The organism is Pseudoalteromonas sp. P1-11, from assembly GCF_001399995.1.
Lineage (GTDB): Bacteria > Pseudomonadota > Gammaproteobacteria > Enterobacterales > Alteromonadaceae > Pseudoalteromonas > Pseudoalteromonas atlantica.
Genome location: NZ_LJSP01000001.1, coordinates 1 through 21,356 on the forward strand (window position 1 = coordinate 1; position 21,356 = coordinate 21,356).

The window sequence follows — 21,356 nt, forward strand, 5'->3', positions numbered from 1 at the left end:
CTAGAATGTAGGTCGGGCGAGCGTAGCGACTCCCGACGCAATGATAATGTGCATTTGCTATGTGACTCTCTACCGCTGTGGGCACTACGACATCGCCAGGTTCAAAATACAGGAAAGCCCGACTAGCAATAGTCGGGCTTTTTTACGTCCGCAGAAAAGTGAAAATACATTCCAGGTATTATTTGCACAGTCTCCACCACCTCCGTAGCGTGGGTTGAGTATCACGAAACCCACGGCAAAAGCCCACCACAGAACTCAAACTCTTTGTAATAAATCCTTCAATTTCTGTTTTAATAGCTGTTTAGCATGCTAAATCCGCTATTGAAAAGTGCTCTTTTATCCCAAGCTATAGTTAAAGAGCATCTACACACTAATTTATGGCGAGTTTCTATGTTAAATAAACAAAGGCATATTTACACAAAAGAGCAGGTTCGCTCTTATGAGGGTGAGGCGGCTAAGCAACGTGGAATAGATTTATTTACTTTAATGCAGCGAGCGGGAGAGGCAGTATACAAGCAGTGGCAGTCTTTTAACGCTAAGCTTACTTTAATTATTGCAGGTAATGGCAATAATGCGGGTGATGCTTACATAGCCGCGTGTTTAATTAAGGACTCTGGTGCAGAGGTTAAAGTTTGCGCTATAGATCCTGTTAAAACACTCAGTGGTGACGCTGCTAAAGCGAAGCAGCTATGGCTTGATAATGGTGGCATAGTTAACGAGTTTGCAAACAGTGATTTAGATTGCTGCGACTGTGTGATTGATGGGTTACTAGGTACTGGGCTTAATTCACCTGTTCGCGAAAATTATTGTGAGATTATTACAGCCATTAACCAAAGCGAAAAGCCTGTTTTAAGTATCGATGTTCCCTCAGGGATTAATGCAAATACAGGTGAAGTATTAGGCGCAGCTATTCAGGCAACAAAAACACTTACTTTTATTGCGATTAAACAGGGCCTTTCTACAGGGACAGGTAAACAGCATGCCGGTGAGTTGATTCTCGATGAATTAGCACTTGAAGATGCTTTTAGTCAACTCGCTTCACCTTGTGCTCACTTGATAAATATAGACAGCTTTAATCGCTTGGGCTCTCGGGCTTTAAATAGCCATAAGGGCAATCATGGCAAGTTATTATGCGTAGGGGGCAACCAAGGTACTGCGGGTGCAATCAGGCTCAGTAGTGAAGCTGCGCTACGAGCAGGTGCAGGGATGGTGAAGGTTTATACGCACCAAAGTTCTATTATGCCAATAAGCATAGGTAGGGCAGAGTTAATGGTCATGAGTGAAAACCTTGAACAGGCTTTAGAGTGGGCAAGTTGTGTTGTACTTGGCCCTGGACTTGGGCAGGATGAATGGGCTAAAAAAACGTTTTGCACTGTAATGCACTATTGCCAAGAGCACAATACGCCGCTTGTACTTGATGCTGATGCACTTAATTTATTAGCTGAAAATGCAAGTGCTTATACGTTGGCTCAATGTGTTCTTACTCCGCACCCTGGTGAGGCGGCTCGGCTCATTAGCAAAAACACCTCTGAAATAGAGTCAAATAGGTTTGAAAGCGTGCGACTATGCGCAAAACGGTATAATGCTACTTGCATATTAAAAGGCGCTGGGTCTTTAATTGATAACGGCAAAAGTACTTGGGTGTGTGAAAATGGTAACGCAGCACTTGCCGTGGGAGGGAGTGGCGACGTACTTACAGGTATTATTGGTGCATTGCTTGCTCAAGGGCTTAGTATCGATGAAGCAGCGCGATACGGGGTAACTCTTCATGCTCGAGCAGGTGAGGTTGCGGCTGAAGAGCAAGGGCAGCGCGGCATGCTACCCTCGGATTTATTTCAAATAGTCAGGTCGTTAATCAACTAAGTATTTAGCTCTGTTGAATAAGATCCCATTTGTTACCATAGAGATCTTCAAATACGGCCACCGTACCGTAAGGCTCATTACGAGGCTGCTCATGAAATACTACGCCATTTCCTAGCATGCTTTCGTAGTCGCGCCAAAAGTTGTCAGTGTTTAAAAATAGCCACACACGGCCACCTGCTTGATTGCCGACAGCATTAAACTGCTCAGGCTCTGTGGCTTGTGCAAGTAATATATGTGTGCCGTTTGAGTTGGGTGGAGTTATTAACACCCAGCGTTTTCCATCACCTAAATCCGTATCTTCCACTAATTCAAAGCTTAATTTTTTTGTATAAAATGCGATTGCTTCGTCATAGTCTTTTACAACAAGAGCAATACTACCTATATGCTGCTTTGGCATAACTTAAAAACCTAAAGTTGTTTTATGTCGGTGTATTTTCACATATCAATACAGGGTTGAATAGTATAGGTAAATGTTTATTAAAGCTTATTTTAAGGGGAGTTGTACGTTATACATTGGCTTCGCATCTATCGCTAGCAGTAAAAGGATTCACTCTATTTTAAACCCTATAGCATGCTTAAAGCGTCCTTAAAAAGTGTTTTAATTTACGTAGCTAAACTGGCTTACTCATCTTCATTCGTAGGGTCGTCACCTGAGTCTTCTTTGCGTTTACGCTGCTCTTGCTTGGCCTTTTGAACATTTTCATAAGTAGGGGGTGGAATAGGCATAAGTGAAATTAGTGGAAAAAATGCTAAAAATAAATACGCTCCTTTAGACATGCTCTTACCCCATATAACGAGCTTAAGCATAATCCAAGCAATAAATACCACTAACCCTGTTATAAGTGATACCAAAATAAAGAAGGTGATTAATTCATTATTATTAAGCAAATCCTTTTACCTTTAATCCAATAACTCATGGTATAGATGTGGAGATAAATTAAGCAATAACAATAGGCTTGTATTAAAAAGCAAAAACCCAGCCGAAGCTGGGTTTTTATATAAGCAAGGTGCTTAAAGGAGGATGATCACATCATGCCGCCCATACCACCCATTCCGCCCATGCCACCCATATCAGGGGCACCAGCAGCTTCTTCTTTAGGGATTTCAGCAACCATTGCTTCGGTAGTGATCATTAGACCCGCAATCGAACCTGCAAATTGTAGTGCAGAGCGCGTTACTTTAGTTGGATCTAGGATACCCATTTCAAGCATGTCGTTGTATTCGCCAGAGGCTGCGTTGTAACCGTAGTTACCTTCGCCACCTTTAACAGCGTTTATTACTACTGACGCTTCGTCGCCTGCATTTGTTACGATTTGACGAAGTGGTGCTTCCATCGCACGAAGTGCAACTTTAATACCGTGGTTTTGGTCTTCGTTGTCGCCAAGTAGCTCAACTAGCTTGCTAGCAGCACGTACTAGAGCAACACCACCACCAGGTACTACGCCTTCTTCAACCGCTGCACGAGTTGCATGTAATGCATCTTCAACACGGTCTTTTTTCTCTTTCATTTCAATTTCAGTCGCTGCGCCTACTTTAATTACTGCAACACCGCCGGCAAGTTTAGCCATACGCTCTTGTAGTTTTTCTTTATCGTAGTCAGACGTTGCTTCTTCAATCTGTGCTTTAATTTGAGCAACACGGCCGTTAATGCCATCTTCTTCACCCGCACCATCAATGATAGTTGTATCATCTTTAGTGATTACTACACGCTTAGCAGTACCTAGGTCTTCGATAGTTGCTTTTTCAAGCTCTAAACCAATTTCTTCAGAGATAACAGTACCGCCAGTTAATACGGCGATATCTTGTAGCATTGCTTTACGACGGTCGCCAAAACCAGGGGCTTTAACTGCTGATACTTTAACAATACCGCGCATGTTGTTAACTACAAGCGTTGCAAGTGCTTCGCCTTCTAGGTCTTCAGCAATGATTAATAGTGGCTTGCTTGCTTTAGCAACGGCTTCTAATGTAGGTAGTAACTCACGAATGTTAGATACTTTTTTATCTACAAGTAGAATGAACGGGTTGTCTAGCTCAACAGCGCCTTTTTCAGCGTTATTGATAAAGTACGGAGATAGGTAACCACGGTCAAACTGCATGCCTTCTACAACATCTAGTTCGTTCTCTAGTGATTGACCTTCTTCTACAGTAATAACACCTGTGTTACGGCCTACTTTTTCCATTGCTTGTGCAATGATGTCGCCAATTTCTTTATCAGAGTTAGCTGAAATAGTACCTACTTGTGCAATAGCTTTAGTATCAGCACATGGTACAGATAGCGCTTTAAGTTCTTCTACAGCAGCGATAATTGCTTTATCAATACCGCGCTTAAGATCCATTGGGTTCATACCCGCAGCAACCGCTTTAAGACCTTCGTTTACAATAGATTGCGCAAGTACAGTTGCGGTAGTAGTACCGTCACCCGCTGCATCATTTGCTTTAGATGCAACTTCTTTCACCATTTGTGCACCCATGTTTTCAAACTTGTCTTCAAGTTCGATTTCTTTTGCTACAGATACACCATCTTTAGTGATTACTGGAGAGCCAAATGATTTATCTAGTACTACGTTACGGCCTTTAGGACCTAAGGTCACTTTTACTGCGTTTGCTAGGATATTTACGCCTGTTAGCATTTTAGCGCGTGCGTCACCTGCAAAAAGTACTTCTTTTGCTGCCATCTTTAATTTCCTCTAAATTCTTAAATGTTTGTTAAACGAAAAGTAGGGTTAGCCTACAATGCCTAAAATGTTGTCTTCACGCATGATCAGGTACTCTTGACCTTCGATCTTTTCAGTTTTTTCAACATATGAGCCAAATAACACAGTGTCACCGGCTTTTACTTCTAAAGCTCTAACGTCACCGTTATCCAGAACGCGACCATTGCCAACAGCAATAACTTCTCCGCGAGTTGATTTCTCAGCTGCAGAGCCAGTTAATACAATACCGCCAGCAGACTTGGTTTCTTCTTCTAGACGCTTAACGATTACGCGATCTTGTAAAGGACGAATGTTCATTTTTTTAGTTCTCCTAACAGTTTCTGAACAGTACAGAAAAAAGCTTTTCTAATTTGCATTCATTAATGGGGGTAGAGTGTAAAATTCCAAGAGAAAAATCGATAAATTTTTAATCTTTTCTCTCATACTCGCCATCAATGGTAGTTGGTTTATTTACATGCTGTTGTTCTTGCTGCGAGTGTGGGTGTTGTGTAAAGGCTGAAGAGCCTTGCTGTGCACCTGTGCTCATGCGTACCGTTGCTTGACTTGCAAGGCCTGCAGCAAGTTTGTTGCGTATTGAGGGGGTTAATAATAGTAGGCCGAATACATCGGTCATAATGCCTGGGGTTAGCAATAAAACACCCGCAATGATCACGCAAATACCGGTAAATAATTCTTTAGCTGGCATTTGTCCTTGGGCCATTTGGCTTTGTGCATTTTGTAATGCACCCATACCTTGTTGTTTAACCATTCTGGCGCCCAAAATAGCCGTAACAATCACTAGGGCTATAGTCGCAAACCCACCAATTACATCGCTAACCTGTATTAGTAGCGCAATTTCGATGATAGGAATGATAATAAACAACACAAATAAAAATCTAAACATAGGGCTCTCTAAATAATGGCACTCAAAAGAGTGGATGAAATATAAGTGAGGGTGAAAGGGTCTATTTTCAAGGTTGAGCTTAAAGTGATTAATAATTGCTTAATATCTACAATTATTCATCGCCTACACATTACACTAGCTATCAGATACTATTGCATTAGTTCCCTATAAATTAGTAAAGGTTAATTATGACTACGCAATTTAAATTGATATTTACCACGTGCAAAGATGAGGCTGAAGCACGCACTTTAGCAAAAGCACTTGTAGCGCAAAAATTAGCGGCGTGTGTAAATATTTTACCAAATATGACCTCAGTTTATATGTGGGAAGGCGATGTTGCTCAAGAGATAGAAGCAAAGCTACTGATTAAAACAAAATCAGAAAAAATGAATGATGTGTTTGAAACCATTAAAAGTTTACACAGTTACGAAGTACCCGAAATTCAAGTGGTTGATGTGGCCACTGGTAATTTGGCTTATTTTCATTGGATGGATGAGGTATTAAATTAATGCGGTTTTTCTTTTTATTATTGGTTAGCTTGCTGGCGCTTCCGGCAAAGGCAAACACCAATAATGTGCTAGGTGATTTACTTGCCCCGCCACAGCAAACCTTTTTACCCGTAGACCAAGCGTTTGTATTTGATTTTGATCAACAAGGTAGCACTTTATTTGTGGGGTGGGATATAGCCCCTGACTATTACCTTTATAAAAAGAAAATAGAAATTATCGCCAAAGGCGCCAACATAAAGGTAGGCGATGCCGGTTCTGGCGAAATAATTGAAGACGAGTTTTTTGGCAAAACCGAAGTTTTTTTCAATAGTGTGAGTGTTATAAGTAAGCTCAGTAATGTTACAGAGGGGGCTGTTGTAAAGGTGCGCTATCAGGGCTGTGCCAAAGCTGGGCTGTGTTATCCGCCTGAGGTTATTAGTATTCCTTTAAGCGTTATTGCCTCAGAGCAAGCGCAAGGTAATAACTCATCTGCTGATGCCGCTGATACATTAAACGCATTAACTCCTTCTGTAGACTCAACACGTAGCCATAGTAATACAACCACTCAAGATTTAAGTTTTACAGAGCGATTAGCAAGTCAAAGTTTAGTAACCAATTTACTCATATTTTTTGCTGTTGGGGTGGGGCTTGCGTTTACACCGTGTGTGTTCCCTATGTTTCCTATTTTATCGAGTTTAATTGCAGGGCAGCAAAATTTATCTACTAAAAAAGCGTTTGCGTTGTCGTTTGTATATATACAAGGTATGGCGCTTACTTATGCTGCATTAGGTTTAGTAGTGGCGGCCTTAGGCGGGCAAGTGCAAGGGTATTTACAACACCCTTATGTACTTATTAGTTTTAGTTTACTGTTTGTACTGCTCGCAATGTCGATGTTTGGCTGGTACGAAATTAAGTTACCCAGCGCCATGATGAGCAAGCTAACGCAAGTCAGTAATAACCAAAAAGGCGGCAATTACCTAGGTGTGTTTTTAATGGGGGTGTTGTCGGGGTTAATTGCATCGCCTTGTACCACAGCTCCGTTGTCTGCTGCGCTATTATTTGTAGCACAAAGTGGTGACTACCTTGTCGGTGGTTTAACCCTGTATGTATTAAGTTTAGGAATGGGCCTACCGCTTTTATTACTCGGTACGTCTGGTGGCAAATTGCTTCCTAAAGCTGGCGGTTGGATGGAGCAAGTTAAAACGTTATTTGGTTTTATTATGCTTGTTGTGCCACTTATTTTATTGGAACGCATAATTAGCGCCGACATTATTTTACTTATGGCAGGTATTTTAGCACTGGCAACGGCTGTTTATTTACACTATTGGCAGAGTGCGCAGCCACAAAGCAAGCTTAAAACAGCGCTTTGGTTTAGTGCTACATTTTTAGTACTTACTGGTTTTACATTAGCTAAAAACGTTATTTGGCCGCAGCAACAGGTTGAGCAGGTTAGTCAGCAAAGTAATGAGTTTAAACAAGTGGCTAATTTAACTGAGCTAAAAAACGCTGTTGCTGAAGCTAATCAGCAAGGCAAACTGGTGATGGTTGATTTATACGCCGATTGGTGTGTGGCATGTAAAGAGTTTGAACATTACACATTTCCAGATGCCAAAGTACAGAGCGAGTTTAGCCACTATCAGTTAATTCAAATCGATTTAACGCAAAGTGATGACACCACCATTGAGCTAATGGAAGAGTTCACTGTGTTTGGTTTACCCAGTATTTTGTTTTTTAACACACAAGGGCAAGAGCTAAGTTCAGAGCGCGTTACAGGATTTTTAAACGCTGATGATTTTGCCACCCACCTAGCTGCAGTGCGCGCCAGCGCACAATAATAGTGCAATTTAGCCGCTTGGGCTTACCAAGTGGCTTGCCTCCAATTACGTCATATTTATTACACCTCCAGAGATTAGACCAGTATTTTGCTGCTATTTACATCGAACTGACTATAATAGTTGGCTAACGTGAGAATTTGTTGCAATTTTTGTTTTTTATACTTACTTTAGTGTACAAAATTAGCTCGCAACGGCTTAACTCATTACTTAGAGGATATATCGCGTATTATGGCTGCAAAATTTAAACTTTTAGTTATAAATGGTCCAAATTTAAACATGCTAGGAAAGCGTGAGCCAGAAAAGTACGGTTTGCACACTCTTGGTGAAATTATGAGCGAACTAACGACTGCCGCAGAGGGTCTAAATGTTCAGCTTACGCATTTTCAAAGTAATAGTGAGCAAGCCCTTATTGAAAGAATACACGATGCTTGGCAGGCAGTTGATTACATAATTATTAATCCTGCTGCATTTACGCATACTAGCGTCGCTTTACGTGATGCATTGTTAAGCGTTGATATTCCTTTTTTTGAGGTGCACTTAAGTAATGTGCATGCACGTGAAGCATTTCGTCACCATTCTTATTTTTCTGATGTGGCGCAAGGTGTGGTATGTGGATTAGGTGCAATGGGTTACCACGCAGCATTGAACGCTGCCGTGAGCCGGTTGCAAAACTCGAATTAATTTAAACTAACAAACTTATAGGCGGGTCGTTCATGGATATTCGCAAGATCAAAAAGCTAATCGAATTAGTAGAAGAATCAGGTATTGCTGAGCTAGAAATCACTGAAGGTGAAGAATCAGTACGTATTAACCGTAACAACATGAGCGCAGGTCCTGCTTACGCTCAGTACGCACCACAGCAATTTGCTGCTCCAGCGCCTGCGGCACCAGCACAAGCTGCGCCAGCCGTTGAAGCCGATGCTACACCAGCAGCACCTGCAGGCCATCAAGTTAAATCACCTATGGTTGGTTCATTTTACTCAGCAGCTTCTCCAGAAGCGCCAGCATACGTAGAAGTAGGTTCTCAAGTTAAAGTAGGTGATACTTTATGTATCGTTGAAGCAATGAAAATGATGAACCAAATTGAGTCAGATAAAGCGGGTACAGTTACAGCTATTTTAGTTGAAAATGGCGAACCAGTAGAATTTGATCAACCTCTATTCATCATTGAATAATTTAGTAACCTAAAGGCCAACTCTTATGTTAGATAAAGTAGTCATTGCAAACCGAGGTGAAATAGCACTTCGCGTATTGCGCGCCTGCAAAGAGCTTGGGATCAAAACGGTTGCTGTGCATTCAACGGCGGATCGCGATCTTAAGCACGTATTACTTGCAGATGAAACCATTTGTATCGGTAGACCTCCAGCCACTGAAAGTTACTTAGATATTCCGCGCATTATTGCGGCTGCTGAAGTAACAGACGCTGTAGCGATTCACCCAGGATATGGTTTTCTTTCAGAAAATGCAGATTTTGCTGACCAAGTTGAGCAAAGCGGCTTTGTATTTATTGGTCCAAAAGGCGACACTATTCGTCTTATGGGCGATAAAGTATCGGCAATCAATGCAATGCGCAAAGCCGGTGTACCATGTGTACCGGGTTCTGACGGTCCGGTATCGGATGACAAAGAACGCAACATGCAAATTGCAAAGCGCATTGGTTACCCGGTAATTATTAAAGCCGCTGGTGGCGGTGGTGGCCGTGGTATGCGTGTAGTACGTAGCGAAGCTGAATTAATTGATTCAATCGCACTTACTCAACAAGAAGCGAAACAGTTTTTTGGTAATAGCATGGTTTACATGGAAAAATTCCTTGAAAACCCTCGCCATATTGAAATTCAGGTACTTGCTGATGGACAAGGTAATGCTGTTCATTTAGGTGAGCGTGACTGTTCTATGCAACGTCGTCACCAAAAAGTAGTTGAAGAAGCACCTGCTCCAGGTATAACGGCAGAAGTGCGTAAATTTATTGGTGAACGCTGTACACGTGCATGTATCGAAATTGGTTACCGTGGTGCGGGTACGTTTGAGTTTTTATACGAAAACGGCGAATTTTACTTCATCGAAATGAACACCCGTATTCAAGTTGAGCACCCAGTGACTGAAATGGTAAGCGGTGTTGATTTAATTAAAGAGCAGCTAAAAATTGCTGCTGGGCAACCGCTATCTTTCACGCAAGATGACGTGGTTATCCGCGGCCATGCAATTGAATGTCGTATTAACGCAGAAGACCCAGAAACGTTTATCCCGTCGCCGGGTAAAATTACACGTTTCCACCCTGCAGGTGGTTTAGGTATTCGTTGGGATAGCCATATTTATGCTGACTATACAGTACCCCCACATTACGATTCGATGATTGGTAAGCTTATTACTTACGGTGAAAACCGTGATGTGGCTATTGCCCGTGCTCGTAATGCGTTGAACGAATTAGTTATTGATGGCATCAAAACAAACACGCCATTACATAAGAAAATTCTTGCAGACGAAAACTTCCAAAGTGGTGGTACAAATATCCACTACCTTGAGAAAAAACTAGGGCTATAAAGCCCCAGTTAATTAAAACCGGCTTAGGCCGGTTTTTTTATGCCTAAAACGCCAATTTATCGCCTTCAAGAAATATTCTGGTATGATTAGCAAAGATGCGCTTTTAGTAAATTTTTGAGGTAACAATGACGCGTAGTTTTGAAGCTCACCTAAATGATGAAATAGCCACAGTAGCAATGGGTAACAAAGTGGCTGCTATTATAGAGCAAGGTGCAGTAATTTATTTACACGGTGATTTAGGTGCAGGTAAAACAACATTTACGCGTGGTGTAGTGCAAGGCTTTGGCCACACTGGTAAGGTAAAAAGCCCAACCTATACGCTTGTAGAGCCATACGAACTGACACGTGCTAATGTATATCATTTTGACCTATACCGGTTAGGCGATCCTGAAGAGCTTGAGTACATGGGTATAAGAGATTACTTTTCTGAGCAGGCTATTTGTATTGTTGAGTGGCCAGAAAAAGGGGGAGAATTTATACCAGTTCCCGATTTAGACATTACCTTAAGTTACGTTGGCGATGAGCGCAAAATTGTTATGAATAGTGCCAGCGAGCGCGGAATAGCAATTGTCGAAAAACTAACTAACCTAAACCCGAGTTAATATACTTACTAACACATTGAAATATAAAAGCATCAAAGTTACCTTTTTAGTTGGCGTACAAAATAGCGGCTTAAGGTAGATTTACTATCCAACGTTTAGGTTAATAAGCTAATAGCGGGTTAAGGCGCCCGCTCTCATAATAATAAATAGTTAAGGCAATGGTAGTTATAATGAATCGAGGTGTAGTTAAACTTTTTATTTGTTTCATAGTTTTCGCTGTGAGCTTACCGTTGTGGGCAAAAAATACCATAAATAGTGTACGCGTATGGCCCTCGCCAGATAGCACGCGGGTGGTATTTGATTTAGATGATAAGCCCGATTTCAGCTATTTTATGCTTAAAAACCCGAGTCGCTTAGTGGTCGACCTTGAAAACACCAAGGGGTTAAAAGTATTACCGAGTATTCCTTCTAAGCACAAAATTGTAAGCAAGCTGCGCTATTCAAAACCTAAAAATAAACAAAGTGTACGTTTTGTATTTGAGCTAACCGCGCCTATTAAGCCGGTTATTTTTGCGCTGGCACCTACTGGCCCGTACAAAAACAGGTTAGTTGTGGATTTATATAATAAAAGTGAACCTGCAGTAAGCTCTACACCTGCCCAAAAAGCAGCTAAAAAGCGCCAGTTAAGCCAAGAGCGAGACATTGTTATTGCAATTGATGCGGGCCATGGCGGAGAAGACCCTGGTTCTATTGGCCCCTCTGGTACGTATGAAAAAACCATTACCCTGCAAATAGCTAAACGTTTAGAGCGTATGATTGACGGCGAACGTGGCATGATTTCGCGCATGGTAAGAAGTGGCGACTACTTTGTTAAGCTTAATACCCGTACCAACCGAGCACGCCAGAAAAAAGCCGACTTTTTAGTGTCAATTCATGCTGATGCATTTACCAGCCCTGGGCCAAATGGTGCTTCGGTGTGGGTGTTATCGCTTGGTCGCGCTAATTCTGAGATTGGTAAATGGATAGAAGATAAAGAAAAACACTCAGAGCTTTTAGGTGGTGCAGCCGATGTAATTAAAGATGCTGCTAACGAAAAATACCTCGCGCAAGCGCTGCTCGATATGTCTATGGACCACTCAATGAAAACAGGGCTTAGTGTGGCCGAAGAAGTAGTAAAAGAGCTAAAAAAGGTCGCTAAATTACATAAAAAAGATCCACAACATGCAAGTCTTGCCGTATTAAAGTCGCCAGATATTCCTTCAATTTTGGTTGAGACAGGTTTTATTTCAAACCCCCGTGAAGAGCGCATGTTAAAAAGCGCTAATCATCAGGAACGCTTAGCTAAAGCGATGTTTACGTCTATAAAAAATTATTACTTAAAAAACCCACCTGATGATTCGTTATTTGCAAAGCTTAAATCGCAGTACCCAACTAAACATAAAGTTCGCCCGGGTGAATCGCTAAGCCTATTAGCGAGTCGGTATGGTGTATCGGTAGCCAAATTAAAGCAAGTTAATCAACTACGCTCAAACACCTTGTTTATAGGTCAAGAGCTGGACATACCGCAGAGTTGATGTTTATTAAACCTGTACACGTATTAGGGGCCTCATGAGTATTGAAATATTACCTGCACGATTAGCTAACCAAATAGCGGCAGGTGAAGTGGTTGAACGCCCGGCTTCAGTGGTTAAAGAATTAGTAGAAAATAGCTTAGATGCGGGCGCAACGCGTGTGCAAATAGACATAGAGCGTGGTGGTCACAAGCTTATTCGTATTCGTGATAATGGCTCAGGTATTGGCAAAAATGAGCTCACTTTAGCGCTTTCTCGCCATGCGACAAGTAAACTTAAATCACTCGATGATTTAGAAAATATTTGCTCCTTAGGCTTTAGAGGGGAAGCGCTTGCATCTATTAGTTCGGTATCGCGTTTAACGCTTAGCTCAAAGCCCAAAGCACAAGATGCCGCGTGGCAAGCGTTTGCACAGGGCCGCGATATGGACGTGCAAGTAAAGCCGGTAGCCCACCCAGATGGCACAACGATAGAAGTTAAAGATTTATTTTTTAACACCCCAGCAAGGCGCAAGTTTTTACGCACCGAAAAAACCGAATTTAGCCACATTGATGAGCTTATAAAGCGTATTGCACTGAGTCGTTTTGATGTGTCGATTACACTGACGCATAACCAAAAGGTGGTTAGGCAGTACCGTGCTAAAACCGATCCAAATCAAGCGATTACTCGGGTTGCGCAAGTTGCAGGTAAAGCCTTTGCTGAGCAAGGATTGCATATTCAATCTGGCGAAAGTGGTTTACAGCTACATGGTTGGGTATTGCCAGTGGGATCAGCTAATACCACGCAATATACATATGTAAATAATCGCATGATGCGCGATAAGCTAATTTTACATGCTATTCGTCAGGCGTTTGAAGAGGTAAGTGGAGCGCAAGAACTCCCAGGTTTTGTTATTTATATTGATATTGACCCAAGGCAAGTGGATGTAAATGTTCACCCTGCAAAGCACGAGGTGCGTTTTCATCAAGGCCGGTTAGTGCACGACTTTATATTACAGGCGATTAAGCAAGTAGTTGTGCCTCTACAAGGCGAATTTGCAACTAATCAAGCGCCCACAGACGATTACCAATCCTCAGCGTTTATTGAGCAGCCAAGTCATGCGGCTAATAACCAGCCAGTTCAGCAAGGGTATGATTACCCTAAGTCACAGTTGCAACCAATAGATTCACAAAACGCTAGTTTTACTAGTCGTGCCCCCTCTAATCGCGCAGGGTCAGGGGGGGGCGCTGCGGGGTATGCTTCACCGTCTCAAAAACATGGTGCAAATCATCACGATGTAAATGCATTTTATCAAGGGGTGAGTGAGCAACAAGCCGCTCATTTTGAGCATAGTGTATCAACGCAGCCCGTTACTGATGAAAGCGCTGCACACACATTAAAAAGTGTGCAGGTATTACATGTAAATAAAGGCGTGTGTGTATTTACTCAGCAGCAGCAGTTATTTTGCTCACACTATAAGCATGCACTTGTTGATTACTGGCATGCACAAATAAAAGAGCTGGGTAATTTAGAGGGTAAAGCCTTGCTACTACCCGTAAGGGTTAACCTTGAAAAAGCTGACTGCGAACTAATAGCTCAGCAGCAATCGTGGTTTACTTTATTAGGCTTTGAGCTAGTTATTGAAAAACAGTTTGTGATGGTTAAAAAGCTACCCACGTGTTTATATTTACTTGAAGTATCAGCCGCGGTTGAAAGCTTGCTTGGCGCATGTAAAACACAGCTCAACGAGTTACAAGCGTGGCTCACATGGCAGCTTAGTTGTGTACCAGAACGCTTTTATGAAAGTAATGCATTTATTGAATTACAAATTAGCTTACAAAATAATCCGCAAACAATTGAACGTTTAAAAGAAAAAGCAGTTAAAATAGACCTAGAACATTATTTAACGCAATTAAATTAAGGTACCCGTGTTGAGCAATTTACCGGTCATATTTTTAATGGGCCCAACCGCAGCTGGTAAAACGGCGTTGGCAATTTCACTGTGTGAGCACTTAAATACAGAAATAATCAGCGTTGATTCAGCGTTAGTGTATAAAGGTATGGACATAGGTACGGCAAAGCCCGATGCAGAAGAGCTTGCTCGTGCTCCGCATCATTTAATTGATTTACTCGATCCGAGCGAAACCTATTCGGTCGCCGATTTTAGACGTGATGCGATAAAAAAAATTGATGAATTCCATCAACAAGGTAAAGTACCAATATTAGTGGGTGGCACCATGATGTACTTTAAATCTTTAATTGATGGATTATCACCACTACCTGAAGCCTGCCCAGTCGTTAGAGCAGAGCTTGAAGCGCAAGCAAAAAAATTTGGCTGGCCACATTTACATCAAGAGCTGGCTAAAGTAGATCCGCAAGCGGCCGACAAAATAAGTGAAAATGATTCACAAAGAATAAATCGAGCTTTGGAAGTTTACCGTATTAGTGGTAAAACAATGACTGAATTGCAAAAGCAAAAGCAGCCAACGTTACCTTATACTTTTCATCAATTTGCGATTGCGCCTGATGATCGCAGTGAATTACATCAGCGAATTGAAAAAAGGTTTAAAATAATGATAGAACAGGGGTTTGAAAAAGAAGTTTCGACCCTATATCTACGTAAGGATTTACACCCCAATATGCCTTCTATTCGTTGTGTAGGTTATAGACAAATGTGGGATTATCTTGCGGGTGAAGTAGACCATGATGAGATGGTTTTTCGCGGCATTGCTGCAACGCGTCAACTGGCAAAACGTCAGCTAACGTGGTTACGGAGTTGGCCTGATGTTACTTGGTTAACAACAGACGATGAAGAAAACTTGCAACGCGTAGTAAGTTCGCTAAGCTAGTAGTAGTTGCGAATTATTTAATTAAATAAGTTCAGCTACTTAAATTATAATAACACCTAGAACGAAGGAACAATAACATGGCAAAAGGCCAATCGTTACAAGACCCATTTTTGAATGCACTACGTCGTGAGCGCATTCCAGTATCAATCTTTTTGGTAAATGGCATAAAATTACAAGGTAAAATTCAGTCATTTGACCAATTTGTTATTTTACTTGAAAACACTGTAAACCAAATGGTGTATAAACACGCAATTTCAACAGTTGTACCTGCTCGTGCAGTCAACTTCCAAGGTGTTCAAGGGAGCGATGACACTGAAGAGCAAGAACCAGGAAATATTTAATTAGGAGCGTAATGCTTGTTTGACCGCTATGAATCCGGCGAACAGGCAGTCTTAGTTCATATCGACTTACCTAAAGATGGCGATCGTGAAGATCTTCATGAATTAGAGTTGTTGGTATCTTCTGCTGGTGTTAGTAGTTTGGCGGTTGTGCAAGGCAGCCGCCAAGCACCACATCCGAAACTATTCGTCGGTACCGGTAAAGCAGAAGAAATAGCTGAGATTGTCAAAATCCACAATGCAGATGTTGTCATCTTTAATCATCAATTAAGTCCGTCTCAAGAACGTAATCTAGAGCGCGTTTGCCAATGTCGTGTACTTGATAGAACAACACTTATTCTTGATATTTTTGCCCAAAGAGCCCGTACCCACGAAGGTAAGCTACAAGTAGAGCTTGCTCAGCTTAGGCATATGTCTACTCGATTAATCCGAGGGTGGACTCACCTTGAGCGCCAAAAAGGGGGAATAGGTTTACGAGGCCCAGGCGAAACACAGCTTGAAACCGATAGACGTTTATTGCGCGCGCGCATTAAAAATATTCGTGCCCGATTAGCCAAAGTGGCTGTACAACGTGAGCAAGGTAGACGTGCGCGTACGCGTAACGAAATTCCTACCGTGTCGCTTGTAGGGTATACCAATGCGGGTAAATCAACCCTGTTTAACCGTATAACAGACTCAGATGTATACGCAGCGGATCAGCTTTTTGCCACGCTTGACCCAACACTACGTAAACTTGATATAGGTGATGTTGGTTCGGTTATTTTGGCCGATACAGTGGGATTTATTCGCCACTTACCGCATGACTTAGTGGCAGCCTTTAAAGCAACATTAACAGAAACGCGTGAAGCCGACCTACAATTACATGTAATTGATGTGGCAGACCCGCGCAGACGCGAAAACATAGAGGAAGTACAGTCGGTTTTAAAAGAGATTGAAGCTGATGAAGTACCGCAATTATTAGTTTATAACAAAATTGATGCGCTTGATGATGTAAGCCCACGAATTGATCGGGATGACCAAGGGCAGCCTATAAGAGTATGGTTATCTGCACAAACCGGCGAAGGGTGTGAGCTACTTAGTGAGGCAATAAGTGACCTGCTGGCTAAGAAAATGCTTAGTGGTACGTTATTACTTGCCCCTCAATATGGCCGCTTAAGAGCGTCTTTATTTAGCTTAAGTGCAGTCCATGAAGAGCGCTTTGATGAACATGGTAACTGGTTGTTGGATGTACGTTTACCTATGGTTGAATGGAACCGATTAATTAAAGAGTTTGGTCCTGAAATTGAAGGTTTTATCAATCGCGATTAAAAATTGGCACATAAATGTCGGTTTTTGTATGAGAAACGCGGTAGATTTGATAGATTTAACACAATTTCCTAATTTATTTAGATAACAATGGAGTATAGCTATGGCCTGGAATGAACCGGGTAATAATGGCAATGACAAAGATCCGTGGAACAATAAAGGCGGACGTGATCAAGGCCCACCTGATTTAGACGAGGTGTTCCGTAAGTTTAGCAACAAGTTAGGCGGCATATTTGGCGGTAAAAAATCCGGCAATAATAGTGGCGGTGGACTTGGCGGAGCCGGTATTTCATTTATCCTCATTATCGCCGCAATTGTGTGGGCGTTAAGTGGTATTTATACGGTTAAAGAAGCCGAACGTGGTGTGGTACTGCAATTTGGTAAGTATGACCGTATTGCAGAGCCAGGCTTACGCTGGAAAATGACCTTTATTGAAACGGTTATCCCGGTAGATATTGAAGCTGTGCGTTCATTATCTGCATCAGGGTTTATGCTAACGGAAGATGAAAACGTAGTAAGCGTTGAGTTTGAAGTGCAATACCGTGTTATTGACCCGTACCTTTACAAGTTTAGCGTAACTAATGCTGATAACAGCTTAGAAGAAGCGCTTGATAGCGCGTTACGTTACGTTGTTGGCCATGCAAAAATGGACCAAGTACTGACTAATGGCCGTGAAGTTGTTCGTCAAAATACGTGGGATGAGCTTAATAAAATCATCGAACCGTATAACTTAGGTTTAATTGTGACCGATGTGAACTTTAAAGATTCACGTCCACCAACTGAAGTAAAAGATGCATTTGATGACGCTATTGCCGCACAAGAAGATGAAGAGCGTTTCATCCGTGAAGCAGAAGCGTATGCACGTGAAATTGAACCGCGCGCGCGTGGTCAAGTAACACGTATGACGCAAGAAGCAGAAGGTTATCAAGAACGCATTACACTTGAAGCACAAGGTGAAGTGGCTCGTTTTGAAAAGCTATTACCTGAGTATCAAGCAGCTAAAGAAGTAACGCGCGAACGTTTATACATTGATGCTATGGAAGAGGTGCTTAGCAGCAGTTCTAAAGTCATTGTTGATGTTAAAGGCGGTAACAACATGATGTACTTACCACTTGATAAAATTATGGAAAAGCAAGGCACTGCAACACGTGTAGCTTTACCAAGCTCAAGTGATATTCAAGATTTACGCAATAAAGTAAATACATCACGAAATAGCACTGTGAATAGCGGTAATGACCGTTTTAACAGTGATCGCTTTAACAATAACGGGAGATAAGCGTAATGAAAAACTTTAGTTTAGTCATACTATTAGCTGCCATTGTTATGTCTTTCTCTGCGGTATTTGTAGTACCTGAAGGGCAAAAAGCGATTGTGCTGCTATTTAGCAAAGTTGAAAAAGACAGTGAAGACAAAGCCGTTGTATACAGCCCAGGCCTTCACTTAAAAGTACCATTTTTTAGCCAAGTACGTCGTATTGATGCACGTATTCAAACGCTAGATGGCACGCCAGACCGCTTTGTAACAAGCGAGAAAAAAGACTTAATTGTTGATTCGTTTGTTAAATGGCGCGTAAACGACTTTAGCGCATTTTACCTTCGTGCTCGTGGTGATAAGCAATACGCTGAAACACTACTAAAGCAAAAAGTTAATAATGGTCTGCGTACTAACTTTGGTACGCGTACTATTCGCGAGATTGTATCGGGTGAGCGTAGTGAGCTGATGGAAGAGGCGTTAGTACAAGCTTCTGAAAGTGCGCGCGAGTTAGGTATTGAAGTACTTGACGTGCGTGTTAAGCAAATTAACTTACCACAAGAAGTGAGTAGCTCTATTTACCAACGTATGCGCGCTGAGCGTACTGCTGTTGCAAAAGAGCACCGCTCGGAAGGTCAAGAAAAAGCAGAAACTATTCGTGCAAATGTTGACCGCCGTGTAACGGTAATGCTTGCTGATGCAGAGCGTAATGCGCGCTCAGTTCGTGGTCAAGGTGATGCAGAAGCTGCCGCTATTTATGCTAAAGCATACAACAAAGATCCAGAGTTCTTTGGTTTTGTTCGTTCTTTAGAGGCGTATAAAAAGACCTTTAAAGATAAACAAGATGTTATGGTACTTTCACCAGATAGTGACTTCTTTAAATATATGAAAGGCGCTGCAGCGCAATAAGCGATGCCTTAATCATTTAAAAAGTTATAAAGCCCCGCCTATGCGGGGCTTTTTGTTAAGCATAATTTAAAACTTTAAATTACTGTTATATATGTGGTTATTTAAAAAGTGTGATGGCCTAAAAAATACGCGCAGAAAAAATAAGCTGAACAGGGGTGATCTTTACTTCCGTTTTCTGGTAAAATCTCGTCCTAATTTTCTCGAAGTGAATTTACAATGGGTAAAAACGTTGTTGTATTAGGCACCCAATGGGGTGACGAAGGTAAGGGTAAGGTTGTTGATCTCCTTACAGACAAAGCATCTTTAGTAGTTCGATACCAAGGTGGCCACAATGCGGGCCATACTTTAGTTATTGACGGTGAAAAGACAGTTCTACACCTTATTCCATCGGGTGTATTACGTGACAATGTTAAATGTGTGATTGGTAATGGTGTGGTTTTATCACCAGAAGCGCTAATGAAAGAAATTGGCATGTTAGAAGAGCGTGGCGTACCTGTACGTGAGCGTCTTTTAATTAGTGAAGCATGTCCGTTAATTCTGCCTTTCCATGTTGCATTAGATGTAGCTCGCGAAACTGCTCGCGGCGACAAGCCAATTGGTACAACTGGCCGTGGTATCGGTCCTGCGTACGAAGATAAAGTAGCCCGTCGCGGTTTACGCGTAGGTGACTTATTCAATCCAGAATTATTCGCAGCTAAACTAAAAGAAGTACTTGAATACCATAACTTCACTTTAGTTAACTACTACAAAGTAGATGCTGTTGATTTCCAAAAAACGTTTGATGATGCAATGGCTGTTGCAGACATCTTAAAAGCAATGGTTGTTGATGTAACTGAGCTTTTAGATCAAACACGTTTAGCGGGCGAACACATTTTATTTGAAGGTGCGCAAGGTACATTACTTGATATCGATCACGGTACTTACCCTTATGTAACCTCTTCAAACACCACTGCTGGTGGCGTTGCGACTGGTGCTGGTTTTGGTCCATTAAACCTTGACTACGTGTTAGGTATTATTAAAGCGTACACTACACGTGTTGGTTCTGGTCCTTTCCCTACAGAGCTTTACGATGGCCTTGAAAAACAAGACCCAGTGGGTAAGCACTTAGGTGATAAAGGTCATGAGTTTGGCGCGACAACAGGTCGTTTACGCCGTACTGGTTGGTTAGATGCTGTGGCAATGCGCCGCGCAGTTCAAATCAACAGCATCTCTGGTTTTTGTTTAACTAAGTTAGATGTTTTAGATGGTTTAGAAACGCTTAAAATCTGTACTGGTTACCAGCTTGAAGATGGCACAGTGACTAATGTAACGCCATTAGCTGCTGAGGGTTACGAGAAAGTAACACCAGTATATGAAGAGATGCCAGGTTGGTCTGAAAACACAGTTGGTGTAACTAGCCTTGAAGGCTTACCAAAAGCTGCGATTGACTACATCAAGCGTATCGAAGAAATCACAGGTGTACCTGTTGATATTATTTCTACCGGCCCAGATCGTGTAGAAACAATGGTACTTCGCAACCCGTTTGCTTAATCACCATTCGTTTAAAAAAAAGCTGCTTTTTGCAGCTTTTTTTATGCCTAAAATTCACCTTGGAACGATCTTTGTATATTATTTGATAAGTTTTATTTTATACGTGGTAAACATGCGCCTATCTACCTGTAACACTTTTCTAGCGTCTTTGCTCACTCCGTTACTTTTATCTATAAGTAGCAATGTGTTAGCTGAAGAAACGCCCGCTGCGGTGCCGCTTTATACCGAACCGGAGCTGATTGCACTAATAAATAAAAATACACATTTACAGCGTGTAAAGGCAGACGATTGCCAATTAGTACAAGATATAGAGGCAAGGGCCAATAAAATGGCGCTGCCATCTTACCAATTTTTATATGGCGATATGCTGGCATATAACGTGTGTGTTGAGCGCAATGTGGAATTAGGTGTGTACTACATGCGTAAAGCGGCTGAACAAGGCTTAGCGGCTGCATTAGAGCAGCTTGGACGTTATTACGACACGGGTCGCTTAGTGCAGCAAGATAAAGCTATGGCCATTACCTACTTACGAGAGGCCTCAGCGCAAGGGAACTTAAAAGCACAGCTAAGGCTGGTTAAGCTTTTTAATGCAGGCTACGGAAGCCCACGTGACTTTGAAGATGCGTATCGCTGGTTATTCAATGCCATGGTGGCAGATAAAGCAACCCATAAAAAAATTGAGCGTGCGCTTAGCTTACTCGCTAAAAAAATGCCCGATAGTGTTGTTGCCCGCGCGAGATTACCCATGTAAGTGTCGA

Annotated in this window: 21 protein-coding genes; 16 read left to right on the forward strand and 5 right to left on the reverse strand. The window is 41.9% G+C overall.

The window, feature by feature from the left end; all coding sequences use genetic code 11:
• Positions 1-390: 390 nt before the first annotated feature.
• Positions 391-1,863, forward strand: a complete 1,473-nt coding sequence (locus AN390_RS00005) for a bifunctional ADP-dependent NAD(P)H-hydrate dehydratase/NAD(P)H-hydrate epimerase (protein ID WP_055252571.1) — start codon at positions 391-393, stop codon at positions 1,861-1,863.
• Positions 1,864-1,867: 4 nt separating this feature from the next.
• Here AN390_RS00005 and AN390_RS00010 read toward each other — a convergent pair whose 3' ends face one another.
• From AN390_RS00010 to AN390_RS00030, 5 genes are all read right to left on the reverse strand, one after another.
• Positions 1,868-2,260 (reverse strand): VOC family protein, encoded by a 393-nt coding sequence (locus AN390_RS00010; protein WP_055252573.1) that lies wholly within the window; start codon positions 2,258-2,260, stop codon positions 1,868-1,870.
• Between the two features lie 224 nt (positions 2,261-2,484).
• Complete coding sequence (locus tag AN390_RS00015) at positions 2,485-2,751, reverse strand: hypothetical protein (protein ID WP_084554425.1); 267 nt, start codon at positions 2,749-2,751, stop codon at positions 2,485-2,487.
• Between the two features lie 137 nt (positions 2,752-2,888).
• Positions 2,889-4,538, reverse strand: a complete 1,650-nt coding sequence (gene groL / locus AN390_RS00020) for a chaperonin GroEL (protein ID WP_004587677.1) — start codon at positions 4,536-4,538, stop codon at positions 2,889-2,891.
• 48 nt (positions 4,539-4,586) lie between these two features.
• Positions 4,587-4,874 carry a co-chaperone GroES gene (locus AN390_RS00025; protein WP_004587676.1) on the reverse strand — a complete coding sequence of 96 codons (288 nt, stop codon included), beginning with the start codon at positions 4,872-4,874 and terminating at the stop codon, positions 4,587-4,589.
• Between the two features lie 109 nt (positions 4,875-4,983).
• Complete coding sequence (locus AN390_RS00030) at positions 4,984-5,460, reverse strand: FxsA family protein (RefSeq protein ID WP_004587675.1); 477 nt, start codon at positions 5,458-5,460, stop codon at positions 4,984-4,986.
• A 188-nt stretch (positions 5,461-5,648) separates the two neighbouring features.
• Between AN390_RS00030 and cutA the strand changes: the two genes are divergently transcribed.
• The 15 genes from cutA (at position 5,649) to AN390_RS00105 (ending at position 21,349) form a co-directional block, all read left to right on the forward strand.
• Positions 5,649-5,969 carry a divalent-cation tolerance protein CutA gene (gene cutA / locus AN390_RS00035; protein WP_029772613.1) on the forward strand — a complete coding sequence of 107 codons (321 nt, stop codon included), beginning with the start codon at positions 5,649-5,651 and terminating at the stop codon, positions 5,967-5,969.
• Positions 5,969-7,783: a protein-disulfide reductase DsbD gene (locus AN390_RS00040; RefSeq protein ID WP_055252575.1), complete on the forward strand. Its 1,815-nt coding sequence runs from the start codon at positions 5,969-5,971 to the stop codon at positions 7,781-7,783. The genes cutA and AN390_RS00040 overlap by 1 nt, the downstream gene beginning before the upstream one ends.
• Before the next feature lie 228 nt (positions 7,784-8,011).
• Positions 8,012-8,464, forward strand: a complete 453-nt coding sequence (aroQ, locus tag AN390_RS00045) for a type II 3-dehydroquinate dehydratase (protein ID WP_055252577.1) — start codon at positions 8,012-8,014, stop codon at positions 8,462-8,464.
• A gap of 32 nt (positions 8,465-8,496) precedes the next feature.
• The gene (gene accB / locus AN390_RS00050; protein WP_004587671.1) at positions 8,497-8,958 is read left to right on the forward strand and encodes an acetyl-CoA carboxylase biotin carboxyl carrier protein; all 462 of its coding nucleotides are present in this window, start codon (positions 8,497-8,499) and stop codon (positions 8,956-8,958) included.
• A gap of 25 nt (positions 8,959-8,983) precedes the next feature.
• Complete coding sequence (gene accC, locus AN390_RS00055) at positions 8,984-10,324, forward strand: acetyl-CoA carboxylase biotin carboxylase subunit (RefSeq protein ID WP_024031477.1); 1,341 nt, start codon at positions 8,984-8,986, stop codon at positions 10,322-10,324.
• A gap of 125 nt (positions 10,325-10,449) precedes the next feature.
• Entirely contained in the window at positions 10,450-10,926 is a 477-nt protein-coding gene (gene tsaE, locus AN390_RS00060; protein ID WP_054983237.1) for a tRNA (adenosine(37)-N6)-threonylcarbamoyltransferase complex ATPase subunit type 1 TsaE, read from the forward strand.
• A gap of 170 nt (positions 10,927-11,096) precedes the next feature.
• Positions 11,097-12,440, forward strand: coding sequence for an N-acetylmuramoyl-L-alanine amidase (locus AN390_RS00065; protein WP_004587668.1), 1,344 nt, complete (start codon positions 11,097-11,099; stop codon positions 12,438-12,440).
• A 34-nt stretch (positions 12,441-12,474) separates the two neighbouring features.
• Complete coding sequence (mutL, locus tag AN390_RS00070) at positions 12,475-14,337, forward strand: DNA mismatch repair endonuclease MutL (RefSeq protein ID WP_055252579.1); 1,863 nt, start codon at positions 12,475-12,477, stop codon at positions 14,335-14,337.
• Positions 14,338-14,347: 10 nt separating this feature from the next.
• Positions 14,348-15,265, forward strand: coding sequence for a tRNA (adenosine(37)-N6)-dimethylallyltransferase MiaA (gene miaA / locus AN390_RS00075; RefSeq protein ID WP_095206706.1), 918 nt, complete (start codon positions 14,348-14,350; stop codon positions 15,263-15,265).
• Between the two features lie 77 nt (positions 15,266-15,342).
• Positions 15,343-15,606: an RNA chaperone Hfq gene (gene hfq, locus AN390_RS00080; RefSeq protein ID WP_004587665.1), complete on the forward strand. Its 264-nt coding sequence runs from the start codon at positions 15,343-15,345 to the stop codon at positions 15,604-15,606.
• A 15-nt stretch (positions 15,607-15,621) separates the two neighbouring features.
• On the forward strand, positions 15,622-16,911 hold the full coding sequence (gene hflX / locus AN390_RS00085) for a ribosome rescue GTPase HflX (RefSeq protein WP_024031472.1): 1,290 nt from the start codon (positions 15,622-15,624) through the stop codon (positions 16,909-16,911).
• A 100-nt stretch (positions 16,912-17,011) separates the two neighbouring features.
• On the forward strand, positions 17,012-18,184 hold the full coding sequence (gene hflK / locus AN390_RS00090; RefSeq protein WP_004587663.1) for an FtsH protease activity modulator HflK: 1,173 nt from the start codon (positions 17,012-17,014) through the stop codon (positions 18,182-18,184).
• Positions 18,185-18,189: 5 nt separating this feature from the next.
• Positions 18,190-19,068 carry a protease modulator HflC gene (gene hflC / locus AN390_RS00095; RefSeq protein ID WP_004587662.1) on the forward strand — a complete coding sequence of 293 codons (879 nt, stop codon included), beginning with the start codon at positions 18,190-18,192 and terminating at the stop codon, positions 19,066-19,068.
• 216 nt (positions 19,069-19,284) lie between these two features.
• Entirely contained in the window at positions 19,285-20,598 is a 1,314-nt protein-coding gene (locus AN390_RS00100) for an adenylosuccinate synthase (RefSeq protein WP_004587661.1), read from the forward strand.
• A 112-nt stretch (positions 20,599-20,710) separates the two neighbouring features.
• Entirely contained in the window at positions 20,711-21,349 is a 639-nt protein-coding gene (locus AN390_RS00105; RefSeq protein ID WP_029772606.1) for a tetratricopeptide repeat protein, read from the forward strand.
• The last annotated feature ends 7 nt before the right edge of the window (positions 21,350-21,356 follow it).

What these genes read in the sequence shown, in the direction of transcription:
- AN390_RS00105 (WP_029772606.1), top strand. Translation starts at nt 20,711, where the DNA reads ATGCGCCTATCTACCTGTAACACTTTTCTAGCGTCTTTGCTCACTCCG.
- AN390_RS00025 (WP_004587676.1), bottom strand. Translation starts at nt 4,874, where the DNA reads ATGAACATTCGTCCTTTACAAGATCGCGTAATCGTTAAGCGTCTAGAA.
- AN390_RS00010 (WP_055252573.1), bottom strand. Translation starts at nt 2,260, where the DNA reads ATGCCAAAGCAGCATATAGGTAGTATTGCTCTTGTTGTAAAAGACTAT.
- aroQ (WP_055252577.1), top strand. Translation starts at nt 8,012, where the DNA reads ATGGCTGCAAAATTTAAACTTTTAGTTATAAATGGTCCAAATTTAAAC.
- mutL (WP_055252579.1), top strand. Translation starts at nt 12,475, where the DNA reads ATGAGTATTGAAATATTACCTGCACGATTAGCTAACCAAATAGCGGCA.
- AN390_RS00065 (WP_004587668.1), top strand. Translation starts at nt 11,097, where the DNA reads ATGAATCGAGGTGTAGTTAAACTTTTTATTTGTTTCATAGTTTTCGCT.
- hflC (WP_004587662.1), top strand. Translation starts at nt 18,190, where the DNA reads ATGAAAAACTTTAGTTTAGTCATACTATTAGCTGCCATTGTTATGTCT.
- accC (WP_024031477.1), top strand. Translation starts at nt 8,984, where the DNA reads ATGTTAGATAAAGTAGTCATTGCAAACCGAGGTGAAATAGCACTTCGC.
- accB (WP_004587671.1), top strand. Translation starts at nt 8,497, where the DNA reads ATGGATATTCGCAAGATCAAAAAGCTAATCGAATTAGTAGAAGAATCA.
- tsaE (WP_054983237.1), top strand. Translation starts at nt 10,450, where the DNA reads ATGACGCGTAGTTTTGAAGCTCACCTAAATGATGAAATAGCCACAGTA.
- AN390_RS00030 (WP_004587675.1), bottom strand. Translation starts at nt 5,460, where the DNA reads ATGTTTAGATTTTTATTTGTGTTGTTTATTATCATTCCTATCATCGAA.
- AN390_RS00040 (WP_055252575.1), top strand. Translation starts at nt 5,969, where the DNA reads ATGCGGTTTTTCTTTTTATTATTGGTTAGCTTGCTGGCGCTTCCGGCA.
- hfq (WP_004587665.1), top strand. Translation starts at nt 15,343, where the DNA reads ATGGCAAAAGGCCAATCGTTACAAGACCCATTTTTGAATGCACTACGT.
- cutA (WP_029772613.1), top strand. Translation starts at nt 5,649, where the DNA reads ATGACTACGCAATTTAAATTGATATTTACCACGTGCAAAGATGAGGCT.
- AN390_RS00005 (WP_055252571.1), top strand. Translation starts at nt 391, where the DNA reads ATGTTAAATAAACAAAGGCATATTTACACAAAAGAGCAGGTTCGCTCT.
- hflK (WP_004587663.1), top strand. Translation starts at nt 17,012, where the DNA reads ATGGCCTGGAATGAACCGGGTAATAATGGCAATGACAAAGATCCGTGG.
- groL (WP_004587677.1), bottom strand. Translation starts at nt 4,538, where the DNA reads ATGGCAGCAAAAGAAGTACTTTTTGCAGGTGACGCACGCGCTAAAATG.
- AN390_RS00100 (WP_004587661.1), top strand. Translation starts at nt 19,285, where the DNA reads ATGGGTAAAAACGTTGTTGTATTAGGCACCCAATGGGGTGACGAAGGT.